We start from the raw sequence: 15,529 nt of genomic DNA on the forward strand, positions 1-15,529 counted from the left end.
GAAGACTGCCTTGGGTAGTCTGTCGAATGTCTTATTCTGAATCTGTAAAATATCAAAACGAGATGGCAACAGGATTTTTTAGAGTACCTACCCCAATAAACGAACCTGTAAAATCGTACGCGCCGGGTTCTCCGGAGCGTGAGGAACTGCAGCGCACTTATAAAGAACTCAAGTCGAAAGAAATCGACGTGCCGATGTACATCGGTGGCGACAAGGTATACACGGACAAGAAAAAGCCGATGCTTCAGCCGCACGACCATAAGCACATCCTGGGTCACTTCAGCGAAGGCGATGCGTCACACGTGGAACAGGCCATTAACGCTGCACTAGCCGCTCGTGAAGAGTGGGCTAACATGGGCTGGGAGCATCGTTTGAGCATTTTCCTGAAGGCTGCCGAACTGTTGGCTGGTCCTTGGAGAGCGAGGCTGAACGCTGCCACGATGCTGGGTCAGTCGAAGAACGCATTTCAGGCGGAGATCGACTCTGCCTGTGAGCTGATCGACTTCCTGCGCTTCAACGTGCAGTATGCCACTGAGATTTACCACATGCAGCCAGAGTCGTCGCCGGGCGTATGGAACCGCATGGAGCACCGTCCGCTGGAAGGTTTCGTGTTTGCCTTGACGCCGTTCAACTTCACAGCCATTGCCGGTAACCTGCCGTCTTGCGTGGCCATGATGGGTAACGTGGTGGTATGGAAGCCTGCCAACACACAAATCTATGCCGCTCAGATGATCATGGAGTTGTTCCGTGAGGCGGGTCTGCCAGATGGTGTGATTAACCTGGTGTATGTAGACGGCCCGACGGCTGGAGAGGTGATCTTCAACCACGCGGACTTTGCGGGTATCCACTTCACAGGCAGCACGGGTGTGTTCCAGAACATCTGGAAAACGATTGGCACAAACATCCACAAATACAAAACATACCCACGCATTGTGGGCGAAACAGGTGGCAAGGACTTTATCGTGGCGCACAGCTCGGCCGACGCCAAGCAGGTAGCAACCGGTATCGTGCGTGGTGCTTTCGAGTACCAGGGCCAGAAATGCTCTGCCGCTTCGCGTGCCTACATCCCGAGCAACCTGTGGGAGGACGTGAAAAACTACGTGGTGGAAGACCTGAAGACTTTCAAGATGGGTCCGCCAGAGGATTTCTCTAACTTCATCAACGCGGTGATAGACGAGAAGTCATTCGATAAAATTGCCAAGTACATCGACAATGCAAAAGAGAGCAACGAGGTGGAAGTGATTGCCGGTGGCAACTACGACAAGTCGAAAGGCTACTTCATTGAGCCAACCGTACTCCTGTCGCACAGCCCGCAGTATGTGACCATGTGCGAGGAGATCTTCGGACCAGTGATTACGATCTACGTGTACGACGAGAACAACTTCGAAGAGACGCTGGAGTTGGTGAACTCTACTTCGCCATACGCATTGACAGGTGCTATCTTCGGGAAAGACCGTTACGCCGTAGAGTATGCCACGAAAAAACTGGACCAGGCAGCTGGTAACTTCTATATCAACGACAAGCCAACTGGTGCCGTAGTAGGCCAGCAGCCATTTGGTGGTGCCCGTGCTTCGGGTACCAACGACAAGGCTGGCTCTATGCTGAACCTGTTACGCTGGGTGTCTGCCCGCTCTATCAAAGAGACGTTCGTAACGCCAACAGACTACCGCTACCCATTCCTGGGCGAGAATAAATAAGGTATAGCTATACCTGAAAATAGAAAGCACCACGCCCTTACGAGCGTGGTGCTTTTGTGTTTTAGGTCATGACACGAGTGCAGACGCTCGCGCCAGAAGCCCGTCAAACCCATGTTCTAACACCCATCCTGCTATATCTGAAAAACTTTTCCAAAACCGGTCAATTTTAAACCAACCTCACCCGCTTCAGTCCAAAACCAAGTAGAATTGCATTCCCGCCGACCCATTCTACTTTAGAACAATTTTAAACGCCATTTACATTGGATATAGTCTTTTGATTGTTGGCTATTTATCCCTAATTTTGCTCCCAAATTTCAAGAAAGCATTACAGAGATATGGAAACTACTGGTACTCAGTATCTACCGTCGGACTACCTCCCCATTTTTATTCAATTTGCGGCAGCACTCGGCTTCGTTATTTTCGCGCTGGTGGTGACCCACTTGCTTGGTCCGAAAAGAAAAAGTGAGGTAAAAGACAGCTCCTGGGAAAGTGGTGTGGAGTCGGTGGGCGATGCGCGTACACCTATCTCCTATAAATACTTCCTCACGGCCATCCTGTTCGTGCTGTTCGATATTGAAATTATCTTCATGTATCCCTGGGCGGTGAACTTCCGCGTGTTTGGCTTGGAGGGCTTCCTACCGATGATGTTATTCCTTGGCGTTATCCTGACGGGCTTCTTCTACGAGATCAAAAAAGGCATTCTCAAGTAATCAGGCACCAGTAAACTTTAATAGGGTAAACGGTGTTTTTGAGAGGGTAAATGAAGGTTTAAACGCAGAATTACAGAAAAATGAGCGATACAAATAAAGATATAAACATGGCAGAGGCGCCAGAGGGCTATAGCGGCGCTGGTTTCTTTGCTACTTCTTTTGAAAAAGTGATTGGTCTGGCCCGTGCGAACTCGCTTTGGCCATTGCCTTTTGCCACCTCGTGCTGCGGTATCGAGTTCATGGCCACCATGGGCTCTACTTATGACATCTCCCGCTTCGGTTCGGAGCGCCCAAGCTTCTCGCCACGTCAGGCCGACATCCTGTTGGTAATGGGTACCATCGCCAAGAAGATGGGACCTGTAGTGAAGCAGGTATACGAGCAGATGGCTGAGCCTAAATGGGTAGTGGCCGTGGGCGCTTGCGCCACGTCAGGCGGTATTTTCGATACGTACTCGGTGCTGCAAGGTATAGACCGTGTGGTGCCGGTGGACGTGTATGTACCGGGCTGCCCGCCAAGACCGGAGCAGATTCTGGACGGCCTGATGCGTGTGCAGGATCTGGCCAAGAACGAATCACTTCGTCGCCGCCACTCTCCTGAATATCAGGCACTTTTGGCTTCTTACAACATTAAATAAGCAGCATGGAGCTTACGAACGAAAACGTACTCGGCAAACTGATAGCGCAGTTCGGTGAAGAGAACATCGTAGATGCCTACAACCCGGACGGCATTATGACTTTCACGACAAACCGTGAGAACATCATCGCCCTGATTCAATACCTGTATGACGACAAGGACCTGCAGGTGCAGTTCCTGACCACGATGGCAGGTATACACTTCCCGGACCACAAGGGCCGCGAACTGTGCATGATGTACCAGTTGCATAGCCTGCGTCACAATTTCCGTCTGCGCATCAAGGTGTTTGTACCTGCCGAAGATCCTGTGCTGCCAACGCTGACGAACATCTACGCGACGGCAAACTGGATGGAGCGTGAGGCCTATGACTTTTACGGTTTCATCTTTACCGGTCACCCGAACCTGATCCGCATTCTCAACATCGAGGAGATGGAGTACCACCCGATGCTCAAGCAGTATCCGCTGGAAGACCAGACGCGGGAAGACAAAATCGATACTTATTTCGGACGCTAAGCCAGATAAACCACTATGGCTACTGATAATAAAACAGCTGATACTGATCAGTTACAGGAGTTCCGCGACAACCGCGACCTGAAACTGCAGGACAAAAAAAACGAGAACCTGACGACCCTCAACCTGGGTCCGACGCACCCGGCCACACACGGTATCTTCCAGAACATCCTGCAGATGGACGGGGAGGTGATCATGGACGCGGTGCCGACCATCGGGTACATTCACCGTGCTTTCGAGAAGATTGCCGAGCGCAGACCGTTCTACCAGATTACGCCGCTCACCGACCGCATGAACTACTGTTCGTCCCCTATCAACAACATGGGGTACCACATGACAGTGGAGAAACTTCTGGGTATAGAAATCCCGAAGCGTGCGCAGTACATCCGCGTGATTATGATGGAGCTGGCCCGTATTTCCGACCACCTGATCTGTAACTCGATTCTGGGTGTGGACTCTGGCGCTTTCACGGGCTTCCTGTACGTAATGCAGGAGCGCGAGCACATTTACGACATCTACGAAGAGGTATGCGGCGCCCGTCTGACGACCAACATGGGTCGTATCGGCGGTATGGAGCGCGACCTTTCTCCAAAAGCTTTGCACCTGATTGGCGAGTTCCTGAAGCGCTTCCCGAAGGTATGGGCGGAGTTCGAGAAAATGCTGACCCGCAACCGTATCTTCATCGACCGTACGGTGGGTGTGGGTGCCATTTCGGCGGAGCGTGCTTTGAACTACGGCTTCACAGGCCCTAACCTGCGTGCCACCGGCGTGGACTACGACGTGCGCGTGATGAACCCTTACTCTTCTTACCAAGATTTCGAGTTTGAAATTCCGGTTGGCGAGAAAGGCGATACTTACGACCGCTTCTTGGTGCGCAACGAAGAGGTATGGCAGAGCTTGAAAATCATTGAGCAGGCCTACAAAAACTTGCCGGAGGGTTCTTACCATGCCGACGCCCCGCACTACTACCTGCCTCCAAAGCAGGAGGTATACACCAGTATGGAAGCGCTTATCTATCACTTTAAAATTGTGATGGGTGAGATTGACGCGCCGAAAGGCGAGGTATACCACAGCGTGGAAGGCGGCAACGGCGAGCTTGGTTTCTACCTGATTAGCGATGGTGGCAGAACGCCTTACCGTCTGCACTTCCGTAGACCTTGCTTCATTTACTACCAGGCGTACACCGAGATGATCAAAGGCGGTCAGCTGGCCGACGCGATCCTGACGCTGAGTAGCTTGAACGTAATCGCGGGCGAACTCGACGCATAATCTATAATACTATTCATCATCTAACACTGGCCTTTGGCTAGTGACATTTACAAAGATGGCAGAGACGATAAACGCATTTCAGTTTTCTGATAAAGCCCTAGCTGAGATTCAGCGCTATATCAGCCACTACCCAGAGGGGCGCCAGAAGTCGGCCCTGTTGCCTGCCTTGCACGTAGCGCAGGCGGAAAACAATGGCTGGGTAAGCCCTGAGGCCATGGACGCGATCGCTGAGATCCTGAACATACAGCCAATTGAGGTATACGAAGTGGCTACTTTCTATACCATGTTCAACCTGAAGCCAGTGGGCAAGCACGTGCTCGAGGTATGCCGCACAGGCCCTTGCTGCCTGCGTGGTGCCGACCAGATGATTGAGACATTCAAACAGAAACTCAACATTCAGGAAGGTGAGACAACCGCCGACGGTATGTTTACCCTGAAGCCAGTGGAGTGCCTTGCTTCGTGCGGAACAGGCCCTATGCTGCAGGTGCGCGAAACCTACTACGAGAACCTGGACAGCGAAGAGGCGGTGGACCAGTTCATCGAGATGATGCGCAACAAAGAGGTGGAAACGCCTGAGTGGAAGAAATAGTTTAGCAGGACTTTGTGACAAAAGACCATTAGACAAAAGACTTCTATACCTGAAAGAGTCCTTTGTCCTTTGTCAAAAATTCCTTTGTCCATTATAGATAAACATAGGCTAGCACCAGCAACGGTAGCTGCCGACATAGACATCCTGTAACAATGGGAATCAAGATATTAACCGAACATATTAACGTACCGGGTATCGAAACCTTGGAGGTGTATCGTAAGCATGGCGGCTACCGCTCGGTAGAAAAGGCCATCAAAACGATGACTCCAGACGAGGTGGTGGAAGAAGTGAAGACATCGGGACTGCGAGGTCGTGGTGGCGCTGGCTTCCCGGCTGGTATGAAGTGGAGCTTTTTGGCGAAGCCGGAAGGTGTTCCGCGTTACTTAGTTTGCAACGCCGACGAATCGGAGCCGGGAACTTTCAAGGACCGTGTGTTCATGGAGAAAAACCCGCACGCCCTGATTGAAGGCATGATTACATCGAGCTATGCGCTGGGTGCGAACACGTCTTATATCTACATCCGCGGTGAGTTGTTGTTCATCCTGCGCATTCTGGAGAAAGCAATCGCCGAGGCGTATGCCGCTGGTTTGCTGGGCAAGAACATTCTGGGCTCAGGCTACGACCTGGACCTGCATGTGGCCCCAGGTGGTGGTGCCTACATCTGCGGTGAAGAGACGGCTTTGTTGGAGTCATTGGAGGGCAAGCGTGGCAACCCGCGTAACAAGCCGCCATTCCCAGCTGTGAAAGGTCTGTTCGCTTCTCCTACTGTGGTAAACAACGTGGAGACCATCGCGTCTGTGCCGTGGATTGTGAACAACACAGGTGCCGAGTACGCCAAAATAGGTGTAGGCCGAAGCACAGGTACCAAACTGATTTCTGCCAGCGGTAACATCAACCGTCCGGGTGTGTATGAAATCGAGTTGGGTGTTCCGGTGGAGGAGTTCATTTACTCTGACGAGTACTGCGGCGGCATCTGGAAAGGCAAGCAACTGAAGGCCGTTGTGCCGGGTGGTTCTTCTGTTCCGATTCTGCCAGCTGACCTGATTATGAAAACAGCTGCCGGTGAGCAACGTCTGATGACCTACGAATCGCTGTCCGACGGTGGTTTTGTGAGCGGCTCTATGCTGGGTTCAGGTGCCTTTATCGTGTTCGACGAAGACCAGTGCATCGTGCGTAACACGTGGAACTATGCCCGCTTCTATCATCACGAGTCATGCGGACAGTGCAGCCCTTGCCGAGAGGGTACAGGCTGGATGGAACGCGTGCTGCACCGCATCGAGCACGGCCACGGCCATCAGCAGGACATCGACCTGTTGGTAAGTGTAGCCAAGCAAATCGAAGGTAACACGATTTGCCCGCTGGGCGACGCGGCAGCCTGGCCAGTAGCCAGTGCGATCCGTCACTTCCGCGAGGAGTTCGAGTGGCACATCAAGCACCCGCAGGAAGCTACGGCTCCAGGTGCGGTGTACAGAGGACAGCTGGCGGCAGCTACTGTTTAGAAATAAAATCATCCTGAAAAGGAAAGTATAGCTTACATCGTTTGTTGCGCCGCTTCACGAAAAACGGGCAACTAATAACGAATAACGAATAAAAAGATGGCTAAAATAACATTTGACGGCATCGAGGTAGAGGTTGAAGATGGAACCACCATCCTGCAGGCCGCCCGTAAAATCGGTGGTGATGTAGTGCCCCCTGCCATGTGCTTTTATACCCCGCTGAAAGGCAGTGGCGGTAAGTGCCGTGTGTGCCTTGTGAAGGTAACGCAGGGTTCTGCCCGCGACCCACGCCCTATGCCCAAACTGGTTGCCTCGTGCATTACCCCAGTACAGGACGGCATGGTGGTGGAAAACACAACCAACGAAGACGTACTGAACGCCCGTAAGGGAATCGTGGAGATGCTGCTGATCAACCACCCGCTCGATTGCCCGGTGTGCGATCAGGCTGGTGAGTGCGACCTCCAGAATCTTTCTTACGAGCACGGTGTGAGCGCTACCCGTTACGAGGAGCCGCGCCGTACATTCGACAAAGTAGACCTGGGTCCTTACATCCAGCTGCACATGACGCGTTGCATCCTGTGCTACCGTTGCGTGTATACCGCTGACCAGATTACGGAGAAGCGTGTGCATGGCGTATTGGGCCGTGGCGACGCAGCCGAGATTGGTACATACATCGAGAACGTAATCGATAACGATTTCTCAGGAAACGTGATTGACGTGTGCCCGGTGGGTGCTTTGACAGACAAGACTTGGCGCTTTAAGAACCGTGTATGGTTCACCAAGCCATTGAATGCGCACCGCGACTGCCCTACCTGCAGCGGTAAGGTAACGCTGTGGGGACGTGGCGACACGGTGCTTCGCGTAACCGCCCGCAAGGACGAGTACGCCGAGGTGGAGGAGTTCATCTGCAACACTTGCCGTTTCGACAAGAAGGAGATGAGCGACTGGACCATCGAGGGACCGCGCCACATCGACAGAGGTTCTGTTATCTCGGCTAACCACTACGAACTGCCTGTGGTGAACGTGCCGATTGTGCCGAACCTGCCTAAATCTACTGTTAAAAAAATGCCAACGGAATAAAGCATGGATTCTGTACTTCTGATCTACAAAGGCATCTACATTCTGGCCATTTTCGGTATTTCCCTACTGATTGCGACCTACTCGACGTACTTTGAGCGTAAAATCGCCGCTTTCATCCAGGACCGTGTAGGCCCCAACAGAGCGGGCCCAATGGGTTTGCTGCAACCGCTGGCTGACGCGGGCAAACTGTTCTTCAAAGAGGAATTTATACCTGCCAAAGCAAATAAAACGCTCTTTATCCTGGGTCCAGGTATAGCCATGCTGGTGGCGGCCATGTCGAGTGCGGTGATTCCTTTCGGGGATACGCTGATTATAGGCGAGACTTCGTTTGATCTGATCGCCATTGACGTGAACATCGGCATCCTGTATATTTTCGGAGTCGTGTCGCTGGGCGTATACGGTCTGATGATCGGTGGCTGGGCGTCGAACAACAAGTTCTCGCTGCTGGGCGCTATCCGTGCCGCTTCGCAGAACATTTCCTACGAACTGGCCATGGGTCTGTCGCTGATTGCGGTGCTGATGTTGAGCGGCTCGCTGTCGCTGAAAGTAATTGCCGAGCAACAGGCCGGTTTTAACTGGAACATCTGGTACCAGCCGCTGGGCTTCCTGATTTTCCTGATTTGTGCCTTTGCTGAGACCAACAGAACACCATTCGACTTACCAGAGTCGGAAGCCGAACTTATTGGTGGTTACCACACCGAGTACAGCTCCATGAAACTGGGTATGTACCTGTTCGCAGAATACATCAACATCTTCGTGGTGTCGGCTGTAATGGCCACGCTGTACTTTGGGGCTTACAACTTCCCGTTCATGGAGAACCTGCGCAACGCGTTTGACGATCCAGTTCTGGGTAACAACGTGGTGACAATCATCGGGGTTGCGGTGATGTTTGCGAAGATCTTTGCTTTCATCTTCTTCTTCATGTGGGTACGCTGGACATTGCCACGTTTCCGCTACGATCAGCTGATGAAACTGGGTTGGAACATCCTGATTCCGCTGTCTATCCTGAACATTTTGCTGACAGGTGGCGGTATTCTGCTCTACGAATATTTTACAAAATGATAACGATAATTGAATGCTGCTATGCTAAGGGCTGTTATAGTCAGGCAGCATTCAAGCTTGAGATACAATGGAACCATTATCAAATAGAAGAAAGAACGTAGCACAAAAGGAGATGACGCTCGCTGAGCGCATGTACTTGCCTGCTATTGCGCAAGGTTTGGGCATCACGATCAAGCACTTTTTCAAGAAGAAGGCAACGATCAACTACCCTGAAGAAACACGTCAGCGTAGCGACATCTGGCGCGGCCTGCACGTGCTGAAGCGCGACGAGAACGGTGCCGAGCGTTGCACGGCCTGTGGTCTGTGCGCCGTAGCCTGCCCTGCTGAAGCCATTACGATGACGGCTGGTGAGCGCAAGAAAGGCGAAGAGCACCTGTACCGCGAGGAAAAATATGCCGTGACGTACGAAGTGAACATGCTGCGTTGCATTTTTTGCGGTCTGTGCGAAGAAGCCTGCCCGAAAGCGGCCATTTTCCTGCAGGATGACAAAATTGCGCCAGCCCGTTACGAGCGCGACGAATTCATTTACGGCAAAGACCGCCTGGTAGAACCGTTAAAAACCACTGAAACCAAATAATCCGATGACAGAAAGTCTGTTTTTCTTCTTTGCTTCGCTAACGCTGCTCTGCGCCGTGATGGTTGTTGTTTCCAAAAACCCCGTGTACAGCGTTATCTTCCTGATCCTGACATTCTTCTCCATATCAGCACACTATATTCTGCTGAACGCCCAGTTCCTGGCGGCAGTGAATATTATTGTGTATGCAGGAGCTATCATGGTACTTTTCCTGTTCGTACTGATGTTCATCAACACTGGTAAAAACGTAGAAAGCACCTTAAAAAAGAATGTGCTGGCTAAAATTGCAGGTACCGTAGCTGGTGGTTTGCTCTTCACGATCGTAGTAGCTGCCCTGAAAGACGTAACGCTCGGTCACCCAGACCCGGCCACATTCAACTCGCAGGTAGGTATGGTGGAGAACCTGGGCAAAGTGCTTTTCACGAAGTACATGCTACCGTTCCAGTTAGTAGCGGTACTGTTCTTAGTATCGATGGTGGGCGCTGTGATGATTGGTAAGCGAGAGGCGGGAGAGCAGAACTTCTAAGTCAAGGTAAAAATCAGAGATAAAGAAAGCCAGTGCTGTAAAGCGCTGGCTTTTTTGTTTACTCCTCGCTCAACACCACCTCCAACAGCTCCGACCCGCCCTGGTCATCGTCCGAAACGACCACCAGCCTATACCTGCCTTTCCCTTCCCGCTTTTGCACCACCAACGATTCAGCTTTGCCTGTATAGGGCTTTCCATCCGATTGCAGGATAAGTGTTGCAGGAACCTCCAATGTATCCTGTCGGCCAACCCACGAGAACGGGATATAGCCGATGTAGCTTCCCAGCACGTCACCATCCGCATAAGCGTCGTTTGTGTCCTCCAGAGAAGCCGTGAAGAACAGCTTGTCGTCGTAAACGTAGGCTCCCGAGAAACCAGCTTGCAGGTAATTAAGGTCAGGCAGACGGAAATAGCTAAGTTCGGGCTGAGGCAACTCCGTATCAGGCTCTCCTAGTAGATAAGGTATAAAATCAGCTAAGCGATACGAGATCAGCACATTATGCCCCGTGCCGATGGCCCGTTGCAGCAGGTATAGCTTGCCGTGCCCTGCTGCAACTCCCTCGATGTTGAGCAGACCGCCGCCGAGCGTGTCGGCCTGTTGCTCCAGTTGCTGGTATAGCCTGTCTACATTAATAATTCTGGCACCCTGCAAACCTGCTCCTTCCTTACAAATATCATCACCGCAAATGTTGTACAGGTAAGCCTTGCGTCGGGCAGGCGCCGAACCTGAGCCCATCATCAGCAAGTAAGGCTTGCCCTGGTGCTGCAACAGCGTCATTCCCTCCAAGTCGGCTTTGTCGGCTTTGGCTACGCGGCCAGCCGCAAAACCAGCGGTATCGAAAATAGCCTCCTGCGACTCAATCTCAAATCGCTTGTTCAGGCGGTACAGGTAGGGCGAATCGTCGCCGACGACATAGTAATGGTCGCCCAATAACTCAAGCCCTGAGGCAGAGGGCAGGTTGTCGTAATGCAATGCTTGTGTAATAGTGGCTTTCATGTTGCGGGCAGTTATAATAGGCTCGGTGTTGAGAAGCGCGGCAGTTTGATGGCAGGAGAACATCGCCAGCGCGAGCAGAGGAAAGAGAACAAAACTGGCAAGTCGATTCATAAAAATTAAACGCTGAACAAGGTATAGCACTACCTGATGGACAAAAGCACAGGCAAGGTATAGGTCAGGTAAAATCTTGCCTGTATGATAAAACAATTCTAATCCATTGGGTTTATACCTACGCAAAAGCCCCTGTAAGGTATAAGGAAGTCTTCGATGCAAAAACGACAACGAGCCTGAACCCTGAAGTTGTGCACCAATATAGGTATAGCGGCAGTGATAAACGGCCTGCCCTTATCGGTCTGTATCCTGTGCTTTGCACAAGCAAGGTATAGCACAGGCCATAACAGGGCACAACTGAAGACCGACAAAATATAATTCTTCCGAGAGGGCCAACACAGACTAAATCTGGGTAAGAAGATTAGAAATATGTTATGGATTTTACAAAAATGGGGATAACTTTGCGACTTGATTTCAGAATTGTAATTTACCAGTAATACGTTCAGCAACCAGACGATGAACCAAATGCCAGAGGTTATCCGAACCATCCCGCTTGAATTCTACCTGTACTTCAGCACGGCCCTTTTCGCCATTGGCGTAATCGGCGTTCTCACCAGACGCAATGCGATTGTTATTTTTATGTGTGTGGAGCTGATGCTCAACGCCGTAAACGTGCTGATGGTCGCTTTGTCGGCCTACCGCTCTGACCCCAACGGACAGATCTTCGTGTTCTTCATCATGGCAGTGGCAGCAGCGGAGGTAACGGTTGGTCTGGCCATCATCGTGATGATTTACCGCAACATCCGCTCTACGGACGTGCAATTGCTGAACTACCTCAAGTGGTAGCCGCACACCAAAATAATCTGAATAGCTTAACTAAATCATACGCTAAATGCAAGAAGTAGTAATGCCCTTCAACAACCAGGAAATGGCGCTGCTGTGTTTGCTTGTTCCGCTCCTGCCGTTCATCGGCTTTCTGATTAACGGACTTGGCAACCGCAAATTGCCTAAGGCCCTTGTGGGGCTGCTGGGCTCTGGCACCGTGCTGGCCTCGTTTCTGATATCGGTATACCTGTTCATCGACTTCACTTCCAATGGCAGCCGCCCGTACATCGTCGACCTCTACAACTGGTTCTCGGTAGGCAGCCTTGAGATTGGGTTCTCGTTCATGATTGACCAGCTCACCCTGCTGATGCTCTTGATGGTGACCGGTATCGGTTTCCTGATTCATGTGTACTCGGCGGGTTACATGAGCCACGACGAAAACTACGGCAAGTTCTTCTCTTTCCTCAACCTGTTCATGTTCTCGATGTTGCTGCTCGTGATGGGCTCTAACTACGTGATGATGTTCGTGGGCTGGGAGGGCGTTGGTCTTTGCTCCTACCTGCTGATTGGCTTCTGGAACAAGAACACCAACTATAACAATGCCGCCAAGAAAGCCTTTATCATGAACCGTATCGGTGACTTGGGCTTCCTGCTGGGCATTTTCCTTATTTTCATCACCTTCGGAAGCGTAAGCTACCCAGAGGTGTTCCTGTCTGCCTCGCAGATGACGGGCATGACTGACAGCGGTGTGATGATTGCCATTACCATGCTCCTGTTTGTGGGTGCGATGGGTAAGAGTGCGCAGATTCCGCTCTTCACGTGGCTTCCTGACGCGATGGCGGGTCCTACACCTGTTTCAGCCCTGATTCACGCCGCTACGATGGTGACGGCGGGTATCTACATGGTGCTTCGCTCGAACGTACTGTATGTGCTGGCCCCGACCACGATGGGGTTTATCGCCATCATCGGTCTGGCTACTGCCCTGCTAGCCGCGACCATCGGTCTGGCGCAGAATGACATTAAGAAAGTACTGGCTTACTCTACCGTTTCGCAATTGGGCTTTATGTTCCTCGCACTCGGTGTGATGGCTTTCTCTTCTTCTATTTTCCACGTTCTCACGCACGCTTTCTTCAAGGCCCTCCTATTCCTGGGTGCTGGCTCTGTGATTCACGCGGTGAGCAACGAACAGGATATCCGCAACATGGGCGGACTGCGCAAGTGGTTGCCAATTACATTTATCACCTTCCTGATCGGTACGCTCGCGATTTCAGGTATACCGCCGTTCGCCGGTTTCTTCTCGAAAGACGAATTGCTGGCGCATGTGTTTGAGCACAACAAGCTGATGTGGGCGCTCGGCCTGTTGGCTTCGTTCATGACTTCGTTCTACATGTTCCGCCTCCTGTTCCTGACCTTCTTCGGTAAGTTCCGTGGCACAGAAGCGCAGCGTTCGCACCTGCACGAGTCACCGTCGTCCATGACCATTCCGCTGATTGTTCTGGCGATTCTTTCTACAGTAGGTGGTTTCATTGGTCTGCCAGCCGTTTTCAGCGACACACATACCTTGGGTAACTTCCTGGCGCCAATCTACAACTTTGCGCGTCAGGCTAACGGTGCGGCACTGGAAGCACCGCACATCGACCACGCCACGGAATACATCCTGATGGGCGTTTCGGTAATAGTGTCAGTTATCGCGATTATCATCGCTTACTTTATGTATGTGAAGAAAGAAACAGTGCCAGCTCCGGAAGGAACGCGCCTGTCTCCTATCCACAACCTGATTTACAACAAGTACTACATCGACGAGATTTACGACACTGTGTTCGTGCGTCCGGTAATGGCCATGTCAACGGCTTTCCACCGCTTCGTGGATGTCATTGTAGTGGACGGCATTGTAAACGGCTTCGGCAAACTGGTAATGGCAAGCGGCCGCGTGCTGCGCCTGACACAGAGTGGCGTAACTGGCTTCTACATCTTCGTGATGGTGGCCAGCATCGTTCTGATTCTATTTTTAAACTTCTTTATCGCTTAAGGTTCTAAGAAGATGATTACAGCTCTATTACTTTTCTGGCCTGCCCTAGCTGCACTGCTGGTGCTGCTGATTAAAGGCGAAGGTGCCAAGAAAGTGGCTTTTATAGCAACGCTAGTTGAGTTTGCCATTGCCCTGTTCGCAATCGTAAACTTTGTCCCGGACGCCACCACACAGTTCGCCCTCGATATGCCGTGGGTGGAGCGTGCAGGTATAGGCTTCAGCATCGGTATGGACGGCATTAGCCTCCTGATGGTGCTTCTGACGACCTTCCTGGTGCCGCTTATCGTCCTTTCCTCTTTCAAGCACGACTACAAAAACCCGCACGTATTCTACGCGCTGGTGTTGTTCATGCAGACAGGCCTGATTGGTGTGTTCGTAGCCATGGATGCGTTCCTGTTCTACTTCTTCTGGGAAGTGGCCCTTATTCCGATTTACTTCATCGCGGCCATTTGGGGCGGTGCGCGCAGGATTCCGGTTACGTTCAAGTTCTTTATCTACACGATTTTTGGTTCGCTTTTCATGCTGGCCGCTTTCGTATACCTGTACTTCCAGACGGCTGGCACCGAACTGGCGGCGCACTCGTCTAACGTAAACGCCTTCTACCAACTCACGCTGGACAGCGCGACGCAGAGCTGGATTTTCTGGTTCCTGTTCCTTGCCTTTGCCATCAAAATGCCTGTGTTCCCATTCCATACCTGGCAGCCCGACACCTATACTGAGTCTCCTACGCAGGCGACGATGTTGCTGGCTGGTATCATGCTGAAGATGGGTATCTACGGTGTGCTGCGCTGGTTGCTACCAGTGGTGCCGCTAGGTGTGAGCCAGTGGGCTGACCTCGTGCTGGTGCTTTCCATCATCGGTATCGTGTACGGCTCTATCATCGCCATCCGTCAGCGTGACATGAAGCGCCTGATTGCCTACTCGTCTATCGCGCACGTGGGCCTGATTGCGGCGGGTATCTTCACCCTGAACGAGCAAGGCCTGCAGGGCGGTGTGATTCAAATGCTGAGCCACGGTATCAACGTTGTGGGCTTGTTCTTCATCGTCGACATTATCTTCCGCAGAACCAACACCAGAGAGATCTCCAACCTGGGTGGCATCACCCAGACCACGCCGGCGCTTTCTATCATGTTCTTGACGCTGCTGATGGGTTCTGTGGCGCTTCCGCTCACAAACGGTTTCATTGGGGAGTTCCTGTTGCTATCGGGCGTGTTCCAGTACAACCACTACTTCGGCGCTGTAGCCGGCCTAACCATCATTCTGGGTGCGGTATACATGCTGCGTATGTTCCAAGGCGTGATGTTCGGCACGAAGTCAGAGGCCACCGAAGGCTTCGCTGACCTGACCTTCCACGAGAAAGCCGTGCTGATTCCGCTGGTGATTATGGTCTTCTGGATTGGTCTGTTCCCGAACACATTCCTGAGCATTTCAGAGCCCGCGGTTGGACACCTGCTTAGCATCATCAACCGATAGTCCGCAA

At 51.9% G+C, this 15,529-nt stretch carries 15 protein-coding genes; 14 read left to right on the forward strand and 1 reads right to left on the reverse strand.

The window, feature by feature from the left end:
• Positions 1-62: 62 nt before the first annotated feature.
• From pruA to BD749_RS16790, 11 genes are all read left to right on the forward strand, one after another.
• Positions 63-1,697 (forward strand): L-glutamate gamma-semialdehyde dehydrogenase, encoded by a 1,635-nt coding sequence (gene pruA / locus BD749_RS16740; protein WP_101446732.1) that lies wholly within the window; start codon positions 63-65, stop codon positions 1,695-1,697.
• Positions 1,698-2,032: 335 nt separating this feature from the next.
• Positions 2,033-2,407: an NADH-quinone oxidoreductase subunit A gene (locus tag BD749_RS16745; RefSeq protein ID WP_101446451.1), complete on the forward strand. Its 375-nt coding sequence runs from the start codon at positions 2,033-2,035 to the stop codon at positions 2,405-2,407.
• Between the two features lie 107 nt (positions 2,408-2,514).
• A complete protein-coding gene (locus BD749_RS16750) occupies positions 2,515-3,042 on the forward strand; it encodes an NADH-quinone oxidoreductase subunit B (protein ID WP_245869353.1) in 528 nt (175 codons plus the stop codon).
• Between the two features lie 5 nt (positions 3,043-3,047).
• Complete coding sequence (locus BD749_RS16755; RefSeq protein WP_101446455.1) at positions 3,048-3,554, forward strand: NADH-quinone oxidoreductase subunit C; 507 nt, start codon at positions 3,048-3,050, stop codon at positions 3,552-3,554.
• A 15-nt stretch (positions 3,555-3,569) separates the two neighbouring features.
• The gene (gene nuoD, locus BD749_RS16760; protein ID WP_101446457.1) at positions 3,570-4,820 is read left to right on the forward strand and encodes an NADH dehydrogenase (quinone) subunit D; all 1,251 of its coding nucleotides are present in this window, start codon (positions 3,570-3,572) and stop codon (positions 4,818-4,820) included.
• 55 nt (positions 4,821-4,875) lie between these two features.
• Positions 4,876-5,409, forward strand: coding sequence for an NADH-quinone oxidoreductase subunit NuoE (gene nuoE, locus BD749_RS16765; protein ID WP_101446459.1), 534 nt, complete (start codon positions 4,876-4,878; stop codon positions 5,407-5,409).
• 152 nt (positions 5,410-5,561) lie between these two features.
• Complete coding sequence (gene nuoF, locus BD749_RS16770) at positions 5,562-6,908, forward strand: NADH-quinone oxidoreductase subunit NuoF (protein ID WP_101446461.1); 1,347 nt, start codon at positions 5,562-5,564, stop codon at positions 6,906-6,908.
• Between the two features lie 96 nt (positions 6,909-7,004).
• Entirely contained in the window at positions 7,005-7,985 is a 981-nt protein-coding gene (locus tag BD749_RS16775) for a 2Fe-2S iron-sulfur cluster-binding protein (protein ID WP_101446463.1), read from the forward strand.
• Between the two features lie 3 nt (positions 7,986-7,988).
• Positions 7,989-9,047, forward strand: coding sequence for an NADH-quinone oxidoreductase subunit NuoH (gene nuoH / locus BD749_RS16780; protein WP_101446465.1), 1,059 nt, complete (start codon positions 7,989-7,991; stop codon positions 9,045-9,047).
• A gap of 67 nt (positions 9,048-9,114) precedes the next feature.
• The gene (locus BD749_RS16785; RefSeq protein WP_101446467.1) at positions 9,115-9,624 is read left to right on the forward strand and encodes a NuoI/complex I 23 kDa subunit family protein; all 510 of its coding nucleotides are present in this window, start codon (positions 9,115-9,117) and stop codon (positions 9,622-9,624) included.
• 4 nt (positions 9,625-9,628) lie between these two features.
• Positions 9,629-10,147: an NADH-quinone oxidoreductase subunit J family protein gene (locus tag BD749_RS16790; protein WP_101446469.1), complete on the forward strand. Its 519-nt coding sequence runs from the start codon at positions 9,629-9,631 to the stop codon at positions 10,145-10,147.
• A gap of 58 nt (positions 10,148-10,205) precedes the next feature.
• Here the strand turns inward: BD749_RS16790 and BD749_RS16795 are convergent, their stop codons facing one another.
• Positions 10,206-11,255 (reverse strand): DUF6929 family protein, encoded by a 1,050-nt coding sequence (locus BD749_RS16795; protein ID WP_245869356.1) that lies wholly within the window; start codon positions 11,253-11,255, stop codon positions 10,206-10,208.
• A gap of 456 nt (positions 11,256-11,711) precedes the next feature.
• Here BD749_RS16795 and nuoK point away from each other — a divergent pair, with 456 nt between their 5' ends.
• The 3 genes from nuoK to BD749_RS16810 are packed head-to-tail and all read left to right on the forward strand — an operon-like array spanning position 11,712 to position 15,522.
• Entirely contained in the window at positions 11,712-12,041 is a 330-nt protein-coding gene (gene nuoK, locus BD749_RS16800) for an NADH-quinone oxidoreductase subunit NuoK (protein WP_101446471.1), read from the forward strand.
• Between the two features lie 46 nt (positions 12,042-12,087).
• Entirely contained in the window at positions 12,088-14,049 is a 1,962-nt protein-coding gene (gene nuoL, locus BD749_RS16805) for an NADH-quinone oxidoreductase subunit L (RefSeq protein WP_245869359.1), read from the forward strand.
• Between the two features lie 12 nt (positions 14,050-14,061).
• A complete protein-coding gene (locus BD749_RS16810; protein WP_101446473.1) occupies positions 14,062-15,522 on the forward strand; it encodes a complex I subunit 4 family protein in 1,461 nt (486 codons plus the stop codon).
• The last annotated feature ends 7 nt before the right edge of the window (positions 15,523-15,529 follow it).

The organism is Pontibacter ramchanderi, from assembly GCF_002846395.1.
Classification (GTDB): domain Bacteria; phylum Bacteroidota; class Bacteroidia; order Cytophagales; family Hymenobacteraceae; genus Pontibacter; species Pontibacter ramchanderi.